General features: G+C 44.1%; 21 protein-coding genes. 3 read left to right on the top strand and 18 right to left on the bottom strand.

The features are described from left to right. Nucleotides 1–18: 18 nt before the first annotated feature. The 9 genes from QUB12_RS30105 to QUB12_RS30065 form a co-directional block, all read right to left on the bottom strand. Complete coding sequence (locus QUB12_RS30105; protein WP_333309745.1) at nt 19–216, bottom strand: type II toxin-antitoxin system prevent-host-death family antitoxin; 198 nt, start codon at nt 214–216, stop codon at nt 19–21. Between the two features lie 255 nt (nt 217–471). After that, nucleotides 472–1,140: a VWA domain-containing protein gene (locus QUB12_RS30100; protein ID WP_333145829.1), complete on the bottom strand. Its 669-nt coding sequence runs from the start codon at nt 1,138–1,140 to the stop codon at nt 472–474. Nucleotides 1,141–1,816: 676 nt separating this feature from the next. After that, nucleotides 1,817–2,503, bottom strand: coding sequence for a hypothetical protein (locus QUB12_RS30095; RefSeq protein WP_333309743.1), 687 nt, complete (start codon nt 2,501–2,503; stop codon nt 1,817–1,819). Next, complete coding sequence (locus QUB12_RS30090; protein ID WP_015179812.1) at nt 2,500–3,009, bottom strand: hypothetical protein; 510 nt, start codon at nt 3,007–3,009, stop codon at nt 2,500–2,502. The genes QUB12_RS30095 and QUB12_RS30090 overlap by 4 nt, the downstream gene beginning before the upstream one ends. Nucleotides 3,010–3,597: 588 nt before the next feature. Then, on the bottom strand, nt 3,598–4,143 hold the full coding sequence (locus tag QUB12_RS30085) for a hypothetical protein (RefSeq protein WP_333309740.1): 546 nt from the start codon (nt 4,141–4,143) through the stop codon (nt 3,598–3,600). A gap of 64 nt (nt 4,144–4,207) precedes the next feature. Continuing rightward, on the bottom strand, nt 4,208–4,999 hold the full coding sequence (locus QUB12_RS30080) for a hypothetical protein (protein WP_333309737.1): 792 nt from the start codon (nt 4,997–4,999) through the stop codon (nt 4,208–4,210). A gap of 122 nt (nt 5,000–5,121) precedes the next feature. Continuing rightward, nucleotides 5,122–5,964, bottom strand: a complete 843-nt coding sequence (locus tag QUB12_RS30075) for a chemotaxis protein CheB (protein WP_333309735.1) — start codon at nt 5,962–5,964, stop codon at nt 5,122–5,124. A gap of 138 nt (nt 5,965–6,102) precedes the next feature. After that, a complete protein-coding gene (locus QUB12_RS30070; protein ID WP_333309732.1) occupies nt 6,103–6,318 on the bottom strand; it encodes a hypothetical protein in 216 nt (71 codons plus the stop codon). A 128-nt stretch (nt 6,319–6,446) separates the two neighbouring features. Further along, nucleotides 6,447–6,689: a hypothetical protein gene (locus tag QUB12_RS30065; RefSeq protein WP_333309730.1), complete on the bottom strand. Its 243-nt coding sequence runs from the start codon at nt 6,687–6,689 to the stop codon at nt 6,447–6,449. A gap of 552 nt (nt 6,690–7,241) precedes the next feature. Between QUB12_RS30065 and QUB12_RS30060 the strand changes: the two genes are divergently transcribed. Next, the gene (locus tag QUB12_RS30060; protein WP_333309727.1) at nt 7,242–7,613 is read left to right on the top strand and encodes a hypothetical protein; all 372 of its coding nucleotides are present in this window, start codon (nt 7,242–7,244) and stop codon (nt 7,611–7,613) included. A gap of 71 nt (nt 7,614–7,684) precedes the next feature. Continuing rightward, the gene (locus QUB12_RS30055) at nt 7,685–8,167 is read left to right on the top strand and encodes an Hsp20/alpha crystallin family protein (protein ID WP_333309724.1); all 483 of its coding nucleotides are present in this window, start codon (nt 7,685–7,687) and stop codon (nt 8,165–8,167) included. A gap of 382 nt (nt 8,168–8,549) precedes the next feature. On the opposite strand, the gene QUB12_RS30050 is transcribed toward QUB12_RS30055, so the two are convergent. The 6 genes from QUB12_RS30050 to QUB12_RS30025 form a co-directional block, all read right to left on the bottom strand. Then, nucleotides 8,550–8,936, bottom strand: coding sequence for a hypothetical protein (locus QUB12_RS30050; protein ID WP_333309722.1), 387 nt, complete (start codon nt 8,934–8,936; stop codon nt 8,550–8,552). A gap of 47 nt (nt 8,937–8,983) precedes the next feature. Next, nucleotides 8,984–9,145, bottom strand: a complete 162-nt coding sequence (locus QUB12_RS30045; protein WP_333309720.1) for a hypothetical protein — start codon at nt 9,143–9,145, stop codon at nt 8,984–8,986. Then, entirely contained in the window at nt 9,142–9,324 is a 183-nt protein-coding gene (locus QUB12_RS30040) for a hypothetical protein (RefSeq protein WP_333309717.1), read from the bottom strand. Before QUB12_RS30040 ends, QUB12_RS30045 begins: the two co-directional genes overlap by 4 nt. A gap of 660 nt (nt 9,325–9,984) precedes the next feature. Continuing rightward, nucleotides 9,985–14,682, bottom strand: coding sequence for a hypothetical protein (locus tag QUB12_RS30035; protein ID WP_333309714.1), 4,698 nt, complete (start codon nt 14,680–14,682; stop codon nt 9,985–9,987). A 970-nt stretch (nt 14,683–15,652) separates the two neighbouring features. Further along, a complete protein-coding gene (locus tag QUB12_RS30030) occupies nt 15,653–16,018 on the bottom strand; it encodes a hypothetical protein (protein ID WP_333152724.1) in 366 nt (121 codons plus the stop codon). 135 nt (nt 16,019–16,153) lie between these two features. Further along, nucleotides 16,154–17,800 carry an IS1182 family transposase gene (locus QUB12_RS30025; protein WP_333152722.1) on the bottom strand — a complete coding sequence of 549 codons (1,647 nt, stop codon included), beginning with the start codon at nt 17,798–17,800 and terminating at the stop codon, nt 16,154–16,156. Between the two features lie 286 nt (nt 17,801–18,086). On the opposite strand from QUB12_RS30025, the gene QUB12_RS30020 reads away from it, so the two are divergent. Beyond that, nucleotides 18,087–18,395, top strand: a complete 309-nt coding sequence (locus tag QUB12_RS30020; RefSeq protein WP_333309711.1) for a hypothetical protein — start codon at nt 18,087–18,089, stop codon at nt 18,393–18,395. Between the two features lie 28 nt (nt 18,396–18,423). Here the strand turns inward: QUB12_RS30020 and QUB12_RS30015 are convergent, their stop codons facing one another. From QUB12_RS30015 to QUB12_RS30005, 3 genes are all read right to left on the bottom strand, one after another. Then, nucleotides 18,424–18,612: a hypothetical protein gene (locus QUB12_RS30015; RefSeq protein ID WP_333309710.1), complete on the bottom strand. Its 189-nt coding sequence runs from the start codon at nt 18,610–18,612 to the stop codon at nt 18,424–18,426. 599 nt (nt 18,613–19,211) lie between these two features. Beyond that, entirely contained in the window at nt 19,212–19,400 is a 189-nt protein-coding gene (locus QUB12_RS30010) for a hypothetical protein (protein ID WP_333309707.1), read from the bottom strand. Nucleotides 19,401–19,410: 10 nt separating this feature from the next. Next, nucleotides 19,411–19,902: a hypothetical protein gene (locus QUB12_RS30005; protein WP_333145246.1), complete on the bottom strand. Its 492-nt coding sequence runs from the start codon at nt 19,900–19,902 to the stop codon at nt 19,411–19,413. Between the last annotated feature and the right edge of the window lie 145 nt (nt 19,903–20,047).

Genomic DNA, 20,047 nt, shown 5'->3' with positions numbered 1-20,047 from the left:
AATCCCCACCACAACCCTCTACAATCCTAACATTTTTTTTACCTCTGCTAACGGCACAGAAGGCCGATCTGCATCTTCCTCTTTTGCCGCCCTCAAATTCATCAAATCTTCCACATTAGCAATTAATTCTTGAAGTGATGCAAATTCTTCGTAAGGTATCACTGCAAATTCTTTTTTACCGTTTTTGGTAATAAACTGAGGATGTAACGGAATCATCTATATTTCCTTCCGTTTTGGACGCACCCCGACCAAAGAAACCGGGTTTTTACTCAGTCTACGATGCTCTAACAAAGTTTTTTCGTAAAAAACCCGGTTTCTGGAATCCCATGCTTAAGTCCAGTTTTCGATGTTTGACGCGGTGGAGCACCCGAAACATCTTCCTTAATTTAAAATAAAATTCGGCTTTATACTTCCGCTGAAAAAGATTTTAAATATGGGATGCGATCGGCTTAAACTAAACTTCGTACTTCATCAAACAGAACCCCATCCGGGCTTTTGCAGGGGAACTTGTTCATCTAATTGAGAATGAGATACTCCACTCATACTAGCTGACAGCCATTGGAACATCTCCTCAAAATTCAGCCCTGTTAACTTCATAGGTGGGCGGACGACAATTTGACTGAGGCGAGTCATATTCACCCCTTCTACACCCACAGCAAAGAAAGCAACTTTTTTTCTAGCTTCCTCATCCCGAATCCGTTGGGCCGCCCGATTGACAACTTCATTGTCACTGGGTGAACCATCTGTAATCATAAATATCCAAGGGCGATAATAATTGATTGCATTTGCCTTATACGAGGCTTTTCGCGCTTGAAGAATGTCTAAAGCTTTGTCAATTCCAGCTCCCATGTAGGTTGCTCCTCCTACATCTAGGGTTGGTGGCTGAAACTTATCGGCAGTTACAAAATCCTGAACCACCTTTACCGTACTCTCAAAAGTCACAATAGCTACTTCAACGCGCTTTTTGGTTAAGCCATCTTTATTCAGATCGTCTCTGAAGATGTGTAATCCATCATTTAAGGCTTTAATGGGTGCGCCGCCCATAGAGCCGGAAACGTCTAGTAACAGGATACAGGGACAGCGCGGCTCTGAATTGTCGGCAAAGTCTACGGCTTCCTCAAGTCTTCGGGATTCAGACATGGTTGTAGGATAAATATTTGAATAATATCATACCAAATTTTGGTAACTGTTCAGCTATCCGATCGCACGCTGCCGACAATTCTCATTAATTACAAGCAGGGTAAGAGCACCTCAATCATGCTTGACGAAAGCATTTGAAGATTTGTATTATATAGTCATTGTTCATCGCAGCCCGTTTAATTTTTTGTCGCAGGCTATGCTGGAAAGTTATTTCTTGGTTGATCGCATTAAGGATGATCCGTCTTACCAGAGCGAAATTATAAGGACTATTTAACGAGCGAATTTGGGATTTATCTTTATCAAAAATCACATTCAAACTCCAATGCTATTGGTTTTTTATATCTCAATTTTGACGAATAGCACAACCGTTTAGTTGAGCATTTACTGATAAAAAACTTAGGTAAAATTATACAAAATAGAGGGGTTTTGTTCCAGAGATGACGAACTTCTTCAACTATCGCAATACTGCATAAGCCTGTTCATTGCTCTTGCTGGTAAAGTTCTCCTAGTAGGGGTACAGCCGAGATACTTGCAAAATAGGACATGATATTAAGAAACGTAACAAATAAGCCCCTACGTAGCTTTCGAGAAAGCTTGCAAGCACAAAAGCATCCTAAATTAGCTGACTGTTCAACCCAGTTTGATAAGGCAGAGTATAATTTCTAACAGTCAACTACTAAACTACCATCGCCAGCCTTTCAATTCTTTCCAATAGCAAGCGAGTGCGACCTGAAATTTTAGCAACGGGTGAGAGGAAAGCAGGCGCGATGGAGCACAGATTTGCAAGCTCGGCTCGAAACCATTCTGATAAAAATGCTTTCACTTCTTCGTCAGCTTGCTGCACTTCCTCGAACAAACTAAAACACCCGTCAAGCAATGCCACGATGTCTTCAATATCAGAACTAAAATAAAAGTTACCTGCGCCTCTACCCGTGAAAGCTTCTATTTTGGAGGCGAGGAGGTAAGGCGTTGAAAAAATTAGGATTTGCCTACCACTTGGAAGTTTGTAGCGAATAGAATTAGCAATACCTGGCTTGTACCAGCGGTTAGAAAACCCCAGTACCGACTCATCGCACGGCATCACATCAATTGAAATGCCCTCATATTGCCAGCGACATAGGGGTGCGCCTGATTCTGTACTCTCTTGAAGCCCAAGGGTTCGCAACAAGTTCGAGAAGTGGTAATATTCAGCTCTGGATGTGATTTCAACAACACAATCAACATCATCGGTAGGTCGAATATCAGGAGCCGCCACTTCGTCCAGATACAGGGATATCGTTGCTCCTCCTGTGAAAACGATGGTAGTGCGTACTTGAGAGAGTACCCGGGCGACTGTTTCCAGCATGAATATCTGCTGATTCATAGAGCGACGATCCTCTTTTCAAGTTCGCTAGCAGCTAAACGTTGCTCCCGCACCCGACCAACTCGAATAGCGTCAATCAAGCTGAGTAAGGCATAAAGTTTTGGATCGTTACTGGCAGCTTGGGGGACTGAGCGGTACAGAGGCGCGATTGCCTGCCCTCTCACGACACCTTGAGGGTCAGGCCAGACGTAAACCTCAGACGGTGAGGCAACCAGCTTGCTTTTCAACGGCTCAGCAGAATGTGCAGTTGGCAATCCCCGCGAGAGGGGGCCTGGCTGGGCGTAGAATACATAGCGCAACCCGTGAACCAGGAATTCCAACACCGCTTGCTTCAAAATTTTCCGCTCGGAGCCATAATACAGACCGGCAGCTTCAGAACGCTCAAGGGCAGCATGAACTTCTGATGCGCTCATGCCCAAGCTTTGAGCGAGAGAACTGTACGTCCAGTTCGTTGAATCCCAACTGTGGACTTTGAGTATTGCAAGGATATCTTGGGGTTTTAGCATAGCGGATGAGCGAGCGCATGGTTTCCTTTATTCTACATTCGCGAATAGCGAATAATTAAGGTGTGGCGACTTTAATTGACTGCGGGCGCGCTCGTTGAAGGGCAAGAGCCTATTCGCGAATACAGCGCTCGCCCCGGTTGCTTGAAGCCGTTGTAGGTAGGAGCGTGAGCACTATAAGTTTGAGAAAACTTAGCCACAACTTTCCTTTACCGATATAAATATATCTCCCAACATTGCTTGCTACGACTCATTCCTGCTTTTTGTGCAAGCTTCCTATTTGCATAAGTTTGAGTTCTCATGCGGTTTTTGCTACGAATAAGCCCCCAAAATTAGCAAACAATTAAGCTGAGCTTGCACAAGTTTACTCGCACATTCTCAGAAAGAACAGCGAAAAACAGCTAAAAACTCACGAAAACTCAGTCCTAAAAAGTTAAAATTGACGTTTTTTACCGTTCCGGTACACTTAAGACTTATTTAACAAATTAACAGCAAACTCGACATGGTAAAATTAAGTCAATAGCTTGACAGAAAACAAAACAAGAAACCGACTAAGGTGCGTTCCCGTAGTCGGTTTTTTGCGTTTCAAAACTACCGTAAAAACTTTCGTTGCCCTAGTTTTGCCTCCAGCTTGCGAATGGTTTCTGTCTTTTCTCTCAACTGGTTGCCGTATCCGTCGCACCGTTCCGTCGCTTGCTTGAGGTCAGATTGCAGGCGGTCAATCAGGGTGTAATTTGGATTGAGTTTTGAGGTCTCTGCAATTAGAGCCTCAGCAAAAACATAGAAGCGATCGCGCTTCTCTCCCGAATCAAACTTCCAGCCGCCCACAGAGGGCATCTCAAAAAGCTTATCCCTTGCTGCATACAAATCGGGTAGCTGTGGCTGTGATTGTTGTGGCATCTCTGGCAACAGTTCTAAAATCGCCTCTACATCTGCCAAATCTGCCCTGGACTTTTTGCGATCGCTTTTGAGTTGATTGAGCAAGTCCGCCGCGTCTGGCCAGTCCATAATTTCGGACTCTTGCGGCTCAGTCTGGGTAGAAAGTTGCGATGCCTTCGGCGCGGCGTTTCGCCATCGCACTTCTGCCAGTTCCCTTTCAAGTTCCCGGTTGCGCTCCTCAAACTCTGCCTTTAGCAAAGCTCTATTCTTTCGTTGACCCCCTCGATATATTGCCCTGTAAGGTTTTTAGCGTTTTTAAGTGTCAAAATTTGGTTAATTTTCGTATGAGTTCGGCTTTGTTCATAGTGCCGTAATTCTTGAGTCGTTTTGCCTTTGCCGCCGCCTTCAATTCCCTGATGCCAAAAGTTCTGTAATCAATTGTGTCAGGTGATTTTAACTCTACTGGTGTTATTAGTGGTGTAGCCATCGCGTCTGCTGTGTCGGGTGATTTTAGTTCCTCTAGTTCACACCGCGCTTCGTACAATTGAGCTTTAGCAATCCCATAATCCCGCCGCAGTCTCTCCAGTTCCGTTTGAGCCTCGACCTTAGCCTTGCGCTCAACTCCCACTTTTAAGGTTAGTTCCCTGTTGCGCTCCTCAAGCTCGGTTTGCTTCTGTATCCGCTTGAAGTCTGCCAGATATCCCCTCTCAGATTTTATCGCTTCTAATTCTGCCTTTAGTGCGGCGTTCTCTGCCTCCAAGTTACCTAATTGGGTGAGTAACTCCTGACTGGGCAAGTTACCCATTTTGCTCGGTAACTTGGGCTTGGGTTCAGTAGGAATCGCCAACAAATCCCCAATTTCAGTAAGTCTCGCCAGGTTCAAAGTTACAGACTTTCCTAGGTAACGCTTATGTAACTTGCTCTCAACTTTTCTGTAACCGTACCAGAACCCTCCCGATTCTTTCCGGCAAGTGAAGCCGTCACCGTCTTCTACGCGAAACGATTTGGTGTCGGGGTCTTGGAGCCAGTCAAACCACTGCGACAAGCCCACTTCCATTGTTGTGCCGTTGGGAAGTTCGGCAATCCCCCGGCGCACAGTCGCTAATTTACCCATAGTTACCTACTAATCCCTACGTAACTTTTCGATAAATTTACCGCAGTTACAGAGCGAATGGGTAAAGAGTTACATAGGTTTAGGTAACTTACTCGGTAAAGTTACCTAAAATAGGTAAAGCGTTACCTATTTTTATCATGTAAAGTTGTTAGCCATTGTCTTAAGCATGATTCCTGTCCTTGCTCCTGAAGACAGATAATGTCATGTGAAAATCCTGTTTGATTAGCTAGATCAATCGCCTTACGGGGCATTTCACCGTTATCTCTATCCGGGTATTCTGGGGGACGTATACAATTATCTGGTGCTTGTACTGCTGTAACCCCTCCTTGCTGATGTATTATTAACATTCCTTCTGCACCATCATCCCCCATTCCAGCTAGAAGTAACCCAGCCGTTTGCTCTCGATTATTGTGCGCTATTTGTGTCATTACGTCATCTATATGAGGTAAGTCTTCTAGATCAGGTATGGACTGATCCTCAGCACAAGAATTAGACACACTTTCACCTGCACTTTCCTCTTCACGTATTACACTTTCTTCAGAAAAGTGAGAATTGGAATTAATCATTTTTCTAACAACTTCTGATACGTTTATAACAAGATTATCTTTTTTCATAAAGATTTGAATCTTTAAATAAATAAGATTATCATCATCTGGATTCTTCTTATAATACAGACTATCCGGGAGTATATATATGTCTCCTGGCTTCACTGTATACTCGCCACTTGCTTCAAGCAAAACAAAATTTAGCCCCGCAAATGCCTCACAAAGATCAGTTCTTCTTTTCTCTCTAAATACAGTTTTGTTGCATAATGATAATTGGTCATACATTAACAAATACTTATGTATAGCAATAATAACTGCCCAGTTGTTTTTAAAAATACCAGACATTTTTAAATCTTCTATAATTCCTGGTTGACAGTCCCGATTCAAAGTAGAGCCTCCAATACATAAAACGTTGGTCATACAAAAACCTCTAACTAATACTTGATTGAATAATTATAACTGGTATCACCGTGCCCCAACTGGCAAAATTACGCTAAGCTTGAAAAACTCACTACACAATAGTTTCAGCCTTAACGTCCATTGGGGCAAGATTGCTACTCAAAAGCCGCTAACAGCTTCTACATCGGCTTTTGGTTCCTTGGCTTTTTTTTCAAACACTTGGAGTGCGGGGTCTGCCAATATAAAACCTTGAGGTGTTGCCTCTCCCATTTTCCCGGTGATTGCAGCAACCCACATCGGGTAGTTAGCTTTGGCTTCGTCGAGCTTTTTGAAGCTTTTAGTTTGAGTTGGATTGTGATTATTTGACCGTCGCAATCGACCTCAAATTGCCTCGAATCGTCTTTGCCTATCCTTACGCTATCTGGGTATGCGTTGATTTTAATTGTTAGTTCTAACTTGCCCGCGATTGCCATAATTAGAGTCAAATTGCATTACTAAAGAACTTAGAAATTGGCTAGTAGCGATCGCATTACCTGCGCCAAAGGTTGAATACTAAATATTTTCCGCATCACTACCGCGTACTGCTTCATCAAGTGCTTGAAAGTTGGAAAGTCCTCGCATGGTGTGAACTTCCGCTTATACTCGCCCCATTCCACCGGGTCTAACATTGCTAAATCTTTGGTTTCTAATCCCACTAAATCTTCGGGTTCTAAGCCGGAAGCTTTCGCAAATTCTATACTATCCATAATTGCCCCCTTTACTTTAATTTTATCAGTTGTTTTTGTTGTGCGCTCGCATCAAATCGGCAGATACAAACTAGGTGTGCGAAAAGTGACGCTAAGACTAAAACTCTTACGGACAACCCCTACCTTCTCTAACAACCAGTTCTAGGGTATTCATCAAATTAGTTTTCTCCACAGCGATCGCGCGGAAGGAGTTGGCGTAGGAGGGACAGGGGAACATCGGCTAAAAATTAGCCCTTTTGGAGTCCTCGTTTTTAGAGACGACAGGCGTTAGCCTGGACTTCAGCTCGGCAAGCTGTGCAAACAGTTCAATTAGCACAATCAGGGCCAACAGTTCAATCAGGTCAAACAGTTCAATTAGCCACTAATAATCAACAGGCAACAATTGCATCAGGGTGATCCGAAACTGCTCGCATTAACCGCATTAATTCCAACAATACCCCCAAGTTTAGCGGAAAATGGGCAACTTTTCCACAATTCGGAGACACCATTGCAGGATATCGTATTAGCAGCGCCTTTGGGCCTCGTAAATCACCATGTCCCGGTTGCAGTTCGATGCACCTTGGAACTGACGTGGCAACACCAATGTACACGCCTTTGTATGCGATTGGGCCAGTCGGAGGAACCGTTAATGTTCGCTGCTGGGATAATGGTCGCTGGGGTTGGGTTGCTAGCTATTCTGTAACAGAATGGAGCGTTAGTTTTGACTACGTACATTTGCCCGTTGGAGAGTGCAAAAGTGGTTTGCAGAAAGTAGGCACAGTCATTGCGAAATCGGTTGATAGCAAGCAATGTCGGTTTCTACGAATAACTAAGTACGGTTTTCTTCAATGCCAATTGCTCCTAATTATGGTCTCTAATTCTGGCAACTACTACAAGTTAAGTTGGGTTTTCCTGACTTCTGCTACCAAGGAGAAAGCTCCATAATGTAACTGTAAGCAATAAGCAAGACTGACAACCAGCTAATAAAGCTTTACCAATCTTTGAGGTGACAGATTATGTTGATTCGCTATTTTACGCCCAACACTTCAATGGAAACATTCCGTCGCCATCTTGACCAAGTGTTTAACTCACTGACAGAGACTCAAGCAGAAACGGAAGTAACATGGAAGCCGGCTGTTGAATTGGCAGATGCAGGGGATAATTTCGTATTAAAAGCGCAATTGCCGGGAATTGAACCCAAAGACATCGATGTTCAAGTAACTCGTGAAGCAGTTGCCATTTCTGGCGAGCATCGCTATGAACAAAAAGAAGAGCAATCTGGCTATTTCCGCTCTGAATTCCGCTACGGTAAATTCCATCGGGTGCTGCGATTGCCCGCACACATTCAAAATGAATCAGTTACGGCTGAATATAAAGATGGCATCTTGACGCTAACGCTGCCCAAAGTAGCTGAAGCTCGTAATCAAGTAGTCAAGATTAATTTGGGTGAAATTGCTGAAGTTCCAGTTACACCTGCTCTGGAAGCAACGAATCAATAACTGTTGGTTTAAGTGTTAACTATTGGTTTAAGTGTTAACTATTGGTTCAACTGCAAGGGTGATGAACTGAGTACGTAGTTGAAGTGACTGAGTGAGGCAAATTTCTCTCTTACTAATGGCAATTAAGTTTGAATAAAAACAACGGAATTGGATCAACTAATACCGGGAGCTACAATTGCTCCTGGTTTTCTATTTTTTTAGGAGGAAGTGCGAGCGAGGGAATTTAGCTGTGCGATGTCTAGCATCAATATCTGCGGGTTCATAGGGTAACGAGCCTGTTTTCAAGTTCGCTAACCGCCAAACGCTGTTCCCGCACTCGACCTACTCTCAGCGCATCAATCAGGCTAAGCAAGGCGTAAAGTTCTGGATCGTTTTTAGCCGCTTAGGGGACTGAACGGTACAGGGGTGCGATCGCCTGCCCTCTGACGACACCTTGAGGGTCAGGCCAGACATAAACCTCAGACGGTGAGGCAATCAGCTTACTTTTCAAGGGCTCAGCCGAATGCGCCGTTGGCAGTCCCCGACTTAAGGGGCCGGGTTGGGCGTAGAATACATAGCGCAGCCCGTGAACTAAGAACTCTAGTAGCGCTTGCGTCAAAATCCTGCGATTTTCGCCATCATAGAGACCTGCTGCTGCACATCGAGAAAGAGCGCCATGAACTTCTGAGGCACTCATGCCTAAGCTTTGAGCGAGGGTGCTGTAAGTCCAGGTTGTTTTTTCCCAACTGTGGACTTTGAGTATGGCAAGGATATCTTGCGGTTTGAGCATAGCTTTATTCGTAGGCTCAGCCAGCCTTGGGCATCGCTTTCTTTCCTTTATTCTACATTCGCGAATAGCGAATAATCGAGATGTGGCGACTTTAATTTAATGTTCGGCGCTCGTTGAAGGGCGTGAGCTATTTCGGGAGTACAGCGATCGCTTGTGCTGAGAAAGCGGTTGTAGGAGCGAGCGATTTGCGATCGCACCATCCATTTCATTCACTCGGCTGTAACTTTCCTCGCATCTGTATAAATATATCGCCCACCATTGCTATTGCTACCACCCATTCCTGCTTTTTGTGCAAGTTTCCTAATTCGATCGGGGATTGCTCACGACAGCAGGCAAGGGGATAATCCTTTTTGGGTGTAATGACGGTAGCCTCGACTTCAGCAAGCAAAAGCTAATTTTTTATAGCTGTATAATATTCAACTTGAATCGTAGTACAAATAGTTACAGTTGTCATTAAAGCTTAAAAAAGTATTAAACCCGACCTTACGGTTAGGGTTCCGCAAAAGGAGGGTGCATTATTTTCCTCTCTGCACATAAAAGTCAGGTTTGTGATCACAAAAACATTGCTTGCTATCGCTCATCTCTGCTTTTTCCTTAGTTTCCCAGCTTGCATAAATTTGCATAAATTTGCATAAATTTGCACATTTTTGAGTTTTTTGTAGCTAACACGGCCCCAAATCGGGTTAACAATTCAAGATGAGCTTGCATAGTTTTGCTCAAAAAAACTCACAAAAACTCAAATTTATGCAAATTTATGCAAAAAAAATCATGAAAACTCAGTCCTAAAAAGTTAATTTTGAGGTTTTTTCCTGTCTCGGTACGCTTAAGACTTATTTAATAATTTAACAGCAAGCTCTACACTCCCCAAATTTAAGCAATTGTAGCAGAGGCTCAAAAGTGGTAACATTTATAGCAAGCTGTACTTTCACACTTGAGCAAGCAGAACTAATCGAGAGTTGCCACAACATTAGGAGCAATTTGAGCGATTGGCACAGTTGAATATCGGGTAAAAATTAAGCCTTTTGGGGTAAAGCTGAGATAATTGCTTTCATCTTTCATATTCCGTTAGCGCCTCCGCTAATCCAAAAACTTCCATCTGATCCATAAAATCAATCAGGTCAAGACAGTGCAACTGTAACTCTTTGTCTTTACTTTGACTGTACAATTTCAGGAGTAATTTACTAACTTCTTTTGCCTTAATGCCTGCACGTTGGCGAACATCAGAATCATCGGATCTCAAGCGTTCGAGAAAGCGATCGCAAACTCGATAAGTTACCGCATCTGAAAGTTTAGCGGTTGTCTTTTCCAAGGCATCAATTAAGTTGTTGTCGTCAGTAGAAAAGGCGGGACTATCAACGAATGCCTCGACTAAACTGATATAATCCCCCAGTTCTTCTCCTTCAAAATGTAAGAAGCAGCTAGATGCTTGAGAACGCACTTGTTCACTCGAATCATGGAAAAGCTTAATTAATGCGTTTTCACAAAATTCACGAAAGAGTCCTTGACGAAAGTTAGCAACAAATATCTCAGCAGCAGCCATTCGATGAGTTTCTGTACCAGAAAGGCAACGTTCTGCCAGCAAACGTGCGTCTTCAATATTTAGAGATGCTAAACAGGCTTGCCTAGTCCCAACTTTTATTACTGCTGGTAACTCAGAGGTAATCATCCGTTCAATAATTGATACCAGCAACTCAAAATGGGTTTGTAAAGCAGAGCGCAAGAAATACTCAATATTCTCAGTTCCTAGAAGTACATCTTCGGTATCGCAAAGTTGCTGAAATAAGCTAACAGCTAAGTCTCGGTCATAATTCAACATTGCTGTTAGTGCTTCAGCAGCACAGGCTCTAACAGCAATCGAAGAGTCTTGAACTATCTGTTCGAGAGGTTGCCGAAAATAAGAGGCGCGATTTTTGTCCGCCCAAATTAGTTTAGCGATCGCGCTTACAGCACTACCTCGTGTAGAATTAATTCCCGCATTCTGAATATCACCACCGTAGTAAACCTGTCCACTGGAAGTCTCAGTGCGCCACGACTCTTGCTCTGGATTAGGGTCGTTTAAGGCATACCAAGTTACAATATCAAAAGCATCTTCAGACCAGGGTAAATCAGCTAATTTCCCAATCAGCCAACTAATCCAACGACCGCAAGGATGATTGGGTAATTGGTGGCAATGCTTACATACCGTACCAATAGCAGTTTCTATATCCACACTAATATCAGTTTCTATATTCACACCAAGATCGGCAATGCCCCGTAAGACTGCCTTAAAATAACTTGGATGGGTATCATCTGGAAACTGGCTAATTAATGCAGCAAAAAGTTGCTTAGATAAATGGATTATAGTTTCTATATCCTCGCTAATATCAGCAATGCCCCGTAAGACTGCCTCAAAATAGCTTAGATGGGTATCATCTGGAAACTGGCTAACTAATGCAGCAAAACGTTTGGGATCAATCTTCACTTGCTTTTTTAGAAGATGTGATAACTGGCCAGCCCCACCTACAAGAGGCCGGCCTTTGTTGAAGTCCAAGCCATGCCAGTCATAGACCTTAATTGCTCTCAACCATTGCTCATCAGTCATCTTTTGCGTTGCCAATTCTGGTATGGGAGAACCAACCAAGCTTGCCACAATTGGCTTCGGTGCTTCTACTGACTGTCTATCAAACTTTCGCTGCCATTCTTGTAGCCGACGGGTAACTGATTCTGAGCGCCGAGAGGAAGTAATACCTTCAAGTAAAACAAACTGTGCATGACCGTAAGAAGAGTGCGTACCAGACCTTCTTTCCCACTCAGAATAATAGTTTAAGATCGCCGTCTCAAGCATTGCTAAATGCTCGTTAGAGCAGTGTGGAGTAATTGCCTGTAAGAGTTGGCGAGTTGCCCAGAAGGAAGCTCCTGCACTACCCTCACTACAAATTGTATATCCTGTTTGAAGTCGTGCTGTCTGTTCACACAGATAAGCAGCCGCTTCATCTGCAAATCTTTCTCCATTCGCAGTGTAGGCACGAATCAACAAAAACTGGATTGTTTCAAAATTGGAGTTACGAAGTTGCTGTTCTGCGAGGATAGAAAAATCTTCAGGATGGTTCGCAGCAAAATTAGATAGTGCCATTTCCATACCGCTTAATAAGGCATGAGCAATGTCATAACCATTACCATAATGTCGGTAATACCAAACTGAATCATGCCAAGGTGGATTATTTTCCCGGTTAGATGTGAACTCTATCACGCGAAACATGAAAGGGAGTAAGTGTTCAATAAAAGCTCTAGGAGCATTACGAGCACTTGCCATTAAAATTTTTTCGTAAAATTGGCTTTGAGGTAGGACACTAGAGTTGCGATCAAACAGATTGGGTTGTCCAGCCGCGACACTTAAATCTAAATACCGATTGAAATAGTAGCTAATAGCTTCACAAGCCCAGTCTGGACGCTGTTGAGGTAAAGAATAAATTTGCATCCAAAAGTCGCGAGTGGGATCAATTTTCCCTGGTGGTTGGTCAAGTATTCCTGCATGAATAAGGCGCAAGAAAAAGTCTAAAAAGCGACGCTCAGTAACAAGTTTTGAACTTTGTATGAAGTAGTTGAGTCGATTGTGCCATGCTTCTGATACACCTATAAAAGGCTCTACTAACTCAGCGACTATATCTGGTATTTGCCTCTGCATAATAGATAACAGTATTAACGTTTGCTCAATACGCTCGTCGCTATCATTCCTGAGCCACTTTTCTATTAATCCTAGTGAGTCTAGCAGTTGAAACCAATGAACAGAACTACGCAAAGTTTGCCAAACTTGTTGCGTGATAGGATCGGTTTGATTATCTATTAGCGGGGCAATAATCTCCCACTCCTCTTGTGTGGGGTCATCTAGCGCTGCAAGCAGGGCAAATACTACCTTCTTTATGTGAAAGCGGACGTTCGGGCTAGTAATTAAAGCTTGGAGGTCAGCAAGATAGCGATCGCGCTCTGCATCCCGCTCGTAAACCAAAATTTGCCGAACTTGAGCGCGTCGAAATAAATGTTGCTGCTCCCCACTCCCTAAAAAATTTAATAGTTCTTCATCCTTACCTGCAAATCGACGTGCAAAAGCATAGTCAAAAAAACCTTCATGAAAAAACGAATACTGCTGCCCATCTGAAACCAGGATGTGTTCAGATGCCATTAATTCAGCAGTTTTTCCATATGCATCCACACGAGCTTTAGGAGCAGATAACCTCTGCTTTTTACTCATATAATCGCAGAGGGTGTATATCACATCTGTCCAATTCTCAGAATTCCCCCGTGCGTCGATACTATCCTTCTTATCATCCCAGAATTTATCATATAGATCTTTAGCTGTCCTAAAATTGAGCACGTGAGGTTTTGAACCTTCTGCAACTTCTGCTAGCAATCTCAGGTGCAGAGGAATGGATAACAGCTTTAATTGATTATTGTTTAGTAACCTTGCTTCTAATCCTAGTTCTGCAACAACCTCTCGCACTTTCTCATGAGATAAGCGATTAATTGTCACCGTCTCAGCAATTCCATTCTCACCCGTTAAACGCTTAAATCTGTAGTCATAATCTTGGTCAAACTTGCGACAAGCTAACAGTAAACGCATTTGTGGATAGGCTTTAGCTTGGTCGATGATCCGATCTAAACATTCAAAAAAATCAGGATTGCTACCAGAAGCCTTACTCACCGCATCAAGCTGATCGATAACTAGGACGCAATCACGTCCCTGTGCAATGTTAGCGAGAACATGAGCTGGAGAACCAGGTAAATCCAACTGTTCTCCAACTCGATCGGGTGAGTTAGTTGAGTCTAAACGATCTACACGAAAAGCGATTAATGGTATACCTTTTTTACGAAGTGCTTCCACAGCTTGGAGAATAACGCCACTTTTGCCCACTCCAGCTTCACCTACAACTAATACACCAGGCTTATCGTCTGACGAGGTGAGCCGAGCAACAATAGTGTCTACCTCATTTCTGGGGATTACTTTTCCTGCAATCGCTTCTTTATGTAAACGAGAGAGGTAGTGATCGTTAGCTTTATCGACGGCAGCCAAAACGTGAGGATCTTTGCCCCACTCGCGACGGCGATAGCCTCTTTTTTCCAGCAAATAATGCCAGATATCATGTGTCGTCAGTTGATGATGAATCTCATTAGCTGCGAAGTCAGCTAGCTCAATCCGAATAGTTACTGGATCACCTTCTACTAAGAGTGCTAATAGGCTTTCAACTGTGGTGAGGAGGGGTTTTTCCCCAAAAGGTTTAACTTCAATGCGCTTGAGTGCTTCAAAAGCTTGTTCTTGGGGACAGTTTCCCCAGGACTGGCAAAGCTTTTGAAAATCAGTACGTTTTTCTTGAGCTTTCAGGAACTGCTGATCGAATTCTTGCCATGACGCAGCACCGTTTGCCCTCTCAGCTAGGATGCTTAAGTCATTTGCATCTTGAGATGAAATAAAAACACATGACACTTCTGGATCGTTGAGATACTTCCAGAAAGCTGATAATACTTCAATTTTTGGGTTTTTGCTTTCTAATGCACTTAGTGACCAGCGTCCTAACTTACTATTTTGCCGCTTAACTTGGTGATACTCAAATCTGCCATTTCGGTGGAGCCAGAACTCTATGCCGTCTATGCCTGGTGGTTCCAGACGAATGGAATCGGCTTTCTCTTGCATGACCTCAACCATGCAAAACACAGTCCACCAACCTTCATAACGGTTGCCTAGTTTGTCAGTTGGTCCACCAGGTAAGGTCATATTGTCTCTATATTTTGAAAGGTGCTGCTTTTAAAGACGTTGCGGTATAAAACTCGCAAAAGCGTTATCTGTACTGTACCGACTTACTTATTGTAACGTACCATCTTCCTCTAGCAGTGCATGGAGCCGAGTTTGATTGAATGCAGTGCTAACGCACTTTTGTATAAGAGAAGTGAAGTGGAAGAGTATTTTTTTCGGGCTGCCAGAATGCTCATGCAGAGTGTTCGCTATCTTCATCTGCTCTGTTGCCTCGCTGATTCAGGTACTAATGCCAGTGATGTTACGACTACTACAAAGGTCAGGTTCTTCTAAGAAGTAATGCCTGCCAGCAATAAGCGCAAGCTGCATCCTCCACACAGAGGGTGCAACTTTTTGTAAGAAAAAACAACACTACAATTGTTACTGAGGGCTACAAAAAGCTTTATATTTTAACCCTTATATTTCCTCTTATTTCCTCTTTTTTCCTAATATCTCCTACTTGTCCCTCAAAAATCCTAAATTTTCCTCCAAATTTCACAAAACTTAATTAAGTTAAATTAACTTTCGCTGCCTTTAAATAGATTTTTTGTACTCCAACACCTCTTAAATCCTCCTAGTTAGTGCGCTAGTCGCATAGCAAGCCATGTCAAATAGACGTTATAGGGGGGTAAAAATGATCAATTTATGGTTTTTATGGTTTTTGCAAAAGTGCCATAGGAATTGTTGCAATTTGGAGTTAGCTCACGCTCACTCTGGGAAGCCTTGAAGAGAAAGTTTGACTCGCTCGCTGTTTGGATTTTGACGCCCGCTGTACACTCGCTCTTGGCTTCAATATCGACTCACGCGAGCGAGTGTACAGGACAGCCGCCTTTACGATCAAGCAGGGCATCCCGGGGTATAGCCGAGATACGATACTGTTGGCGAAATATTTCTTAACATTCTTGGCGATCGCCAAGAGGCATCTGTTTGGTCATAAATAAGTTAAGGAGATCTAATCTTCTGCCTGTGGTGACTCCGTAGAAGATGTCAGAAAAGCGAGCAATATTTTTACATCTAGATAAGTAGCTTTGCTTTTCTGGTTATGCCCTCGTAGTTTATTGAGTAGCTCCTCAGCATTCGGAAATGGTTTGGGTAGTGAGTTTAAGTTGTTAACAGGTTTATCGGAGCGGGGATTAATCTTGTTAACAGGTTTCTCAAAAAGCAAAATCGGAGGAGAAAGTGGCTCACCACCTTCAGCTATATATTCTTGATAGCGTTCCACCAACTGATTAATTTGTTCAGCAAGGGGAACTGGGATACGTGCCAGCTTTGTGTCGTAGGGAGCTTTCTTACCTCTCCCGCCTTTAGGTTTGGGCATCAGAGTCGAAAAAGTCGTAAACAAGTTTATGATAAACAAGTTTACAGCTAATAAACCTGTAAACAGCTTTGTTCAGCAGCCCTGATGCCGATTTATACTTGTTAACTGGTTTGACATACCTGTAAACAGCTTTAATTAATCGGGTGCTAGTTGGGCGAACGATGATTTACGGGTTTGAGCCAAAGGCTCTCCTCGCAGCCAGGCCGTCAAACGTACTACATTAATCGCAGCGGCGGTGATGATATGCTGCAATGTGGTCTTTTTAAGACCAATGTACCGACAACGGCGTAGTTCAAATGCCCGCACTGCCAGGGATATAGTACCCTCAATTCCGGCCCGGTGGGCATAAATCGCTTTGAACTCATCCGTCTGCTGATAGGCGCGGGCTTGCTGTAGAACCTGCCAATCTGATTGTGTCCTCCGTGTTAGCGAACGACCAGTTTTTAAGGAACGGGTGCATTGGTCTCGGACAGGACATACCAGACAATCTTTTTGGGCAAAAGCGATATAAATTGTAGAATTTCCATTGGCGTCATGGCTGGGCTTCCAACGTTGGCTGGTTTTGCCGATTGGACAGTACACCACTTTCTTGTCCCAATCAATATTAAAGTTGTTAGTATCGAAGCCTTGTTCAGCCTTTGCCTGCCAATGATGATTATTAGGCACTGGTCCAAACAGTTCAACCTCATACTCCTGCTGGGCACTAACCATCAGAGATACGCTGGTATAACCCGCATCAACCAGATGTTGTTGAGGTAAGAGTTCTTTGTTTTGTAGAGCTTGGTGGATGATGGGTGTGGCGAGTTGGTCTCCTACAGGAGCATTAGTTGTTTCTACATGGGTGATCAACCGAGGTGAATTTTCATCACAGCTCTCACTCAGATGAACCTTATATCCCGTCCAGTGCGTAGTTCTCTTAGTCCCGTAACGGGCTTCCATGTCATAAGGTGAGCGAATCTGCTGCACACAAGGAGGACGATCTTCTTGTGAACGTAGACGGACTGTGGACTCCGGTGCATAAAACTGTTGTAGCCATAGTTGGCGCAAGGTCTGTACCTCGGATAACTGCCTCAATTGGGGCGGTGCCTTGCTACTATATATAGCTTCCATTAACTTGAAGCCATCAGCCCCCACTAGAGATGCGAATTCTTCCCGTTCCATCGGCTTTCTCGGCAGATGAGATTCCTCAACGCGCTTAGAGTAACGCTCGTACCATGCAGGAGAGGCTAAATTGGATAACCAGGTTGGGGCAACTTTAGCTACAGCATTAAGAGCATAGCGTAGGGTTTCAGTAATACATTCTAAACGCCCCAAATCTCGGATAGCGGCTACTATATTTGTCGAATCAGTGCGTTGACGACCACGAGGTTTTAATAAGCTCAGTTCCTGACATTTACACAGTAATTTATTTAGCATAATCTCTTGAGCACTACCATCAATTAGACGCTGGCGGAACTCGCACAACACTGAGAAGTCAAAGCCTGGGTCAGTTAATTCTAGAGAGAGTGCATATTTCCAATCAATTCGACTCCGCACTGCTTCTGCGGCTTGACGGTCAGACAGACCTGCGACAAATTGCATGATAGTTACTAGAGCTAGTCGCCACGGAGATAAGCCAGGTTGACCTCTGTCGGGAAAGAGTTCAGCAAAATCCCCATCTGTGAAGATAGTACCCAAGGCGTCGCGCATGAGCATAAAGGTGTTGCCTTTAGGGAAGGCTGCTTGGGCAACGCGAACTGTGAGTTCTGGAATTGGTGTAATGAGGGTGGGTTTAGGTAACATAGCCCGATCCTGTTTATAGAGCGCATAACTTATTTATGACCAAACAGATACCTCTTGCGATCGCCAAGAATGTTAAGAAATATTTCGCCAACAGTATCGAGATACGGGCAAAATAGGCCATGACGTAAAGTTTTGTAAATATAAGACAGAATGACTTGAAGTAGCAGAGCCTGAAACGTTTAGCAGTAAAAGATTTCCGCTTTTGGGGTCTGTACGAAGGCAGAGTATAACTTATACTCTGCCTTATCAAACTGGGTTGAACAGTCAGCCAATTTAGGATGCTTTTGTGCTTGCAAGCTTCCTCGAAAGCTACGTAGGGGCTTATTTGTTACGTTTCTTAATATCATGTCCTATTTTGCAAGTATCTCGGCTGTACCCCATCCCACGACGCATTCGAGTTGGTGCAGTTCGGCATTGGTGGCGAATGCCCGACGCGATCGCGCGCCCGCTATCCTGTTTGCAAGCGAAGCAACCGGCTGATGTCGATGATGGCGAGGGAATCGTTCGTCCGATAGCCAGCAAGAGCGCGATCGCCTTGCACTTAGGATGCCCCATTCATAAGGGTGCATCGTTTTTATTTAAAAGTAATAAATAAGGTTTTGTACGGACAAAACCATTGCTTGCTACCGAGAGAGAACAGCCATAACCAGTCCCAACAGGTTATGGCACGAACAGCACAAAAAAGCAGTAATTTGACCGAAAAAGTCAGGCATTTGCAGGATATTTTCAGGTAAATGCAGGTAAAGTGCACCCCCTGCAAATACCTGCACTTGCCTGACTTTATACTGCAAACGCCTGACTTTATACTGCACTTGCCTGACTTTAGCGCTCCACAACAATTAGCTAATTTTTTAGCGTTTTTAACAAAGACTGGATTGACTTAATAGTCAAGTTCCGGCATCGGAATTGAATTAAAAATCAAGTTGAGCAAGTGTGAGAAAATTGGCAACACAGTAGCCGTTATGTCAGCCTTGGCAGTTGCATAAATTGCTGTTGTCGGACTCGCGCTTTGCAATCGGCTAAACTGTTATTGTCCGATCGAGCTTGACAGTCGGATAAAAATTTACCGCCTGACTCGGTTTACAGCAGTCGGTCGGTTTACAGCAGTCGCTCAACTTCCACCTATTAATGGCGGTTATAATTCACCACCTGATTAATACAAGCAGCAATCTCTTGCCGTAAGGAGCGATCGCTAATATATTCCCACAAAAAAATAGTTCGCCGTCCCTGTCCCATACCTTACCGCTCTTATTGAGGCATGGACGCTTCAGTAGCGACTCGCGAATCGAAACTGATTCCATATCAATAAGGTTTGAACTGCGGGTAAGCAATATGCTCAATATTGATGGGGGGTAGATATTTTTTGTCTGCACGTATTAGTCACGGTTTGTGATCACAAAAACATTGCTTGCTACTGAGAGAGAACAGCCAAAACCAGCCTCAACAAGCAAAGGCAGTCCTTGCACAAAAAAGCAGTAAAGGGACAGGAAAATGCAGGCATTTGCAGGATATTTTCAGGTAAATGCAGGTAAAATGCAGCCCCTACAAATACCTGCAAACGCCTGACTTTATACTGCAAACGCCTGACTTTATACTGCAAACGCCTGACTTTAGGGCACACCAAAATTAGCTAATTTTTTGGTGGTGGCTTCGATCGACGGTGCGGGGATTTCGGTAAAATATTTTGGGCAACGCGCGACCAATTCCTGAAAATCTAGGAAGTGCCGATCGCCGACAACCTCCACCACATCCGCCGCCACCACTTCACCACGGTCGATCGCGTCCTCCAAATCGCAATCAATACCCAGGGCAACTCCGGGCGAATTCCAGCCGATCGCCTGTTTGATTCTCTTGGCGAAGTGGTGGGCTGCTGGGAGTAGCAGTTCCTTGAATTGCTGCTGTTCGGTGTCGGATAGGGCGGCCCAGATTGCGTTTCGATCAGCGTGTCCCCGCTGACAGACCTCGGCTAATACGTTTTTGATGTCCAGAGCTGTTTGTCGATCGGCGGTGGCAATGGCATCTCGGACAAAGCCCAAACATTCGGCGTGGGTGGCGGGGTCGATCTGTACGGGCGATCGGGATTGCTGCGTAATTTCTAGCATGATGCACCTCCCTCCCAGCGGATTTGATGCGGCCATGCAAGCGTCTCATCCCAGACGCCGCCCACTTTCTCTATCAGCATTCGCAACTGAGCGCCGTCTGTGGTGGCAAGGAATCTTGCCCGCACCCATTCCCGCCCCCAACGCA

It is taken from the genome of Microcoleus sp. B7-D4, assembly GCF_036705125.1.
Lineage (GTDB): Bacteria > Cyanobacteriota > Cyanobacteriia > Cyanobacteriales > Microcoleaceae > Microcoleus.
The sequence above is the reverse complement of the archived record's forward strand: the minus strand, read 5'-3'. Positions and strand labels throughout refer to the sequence as shown.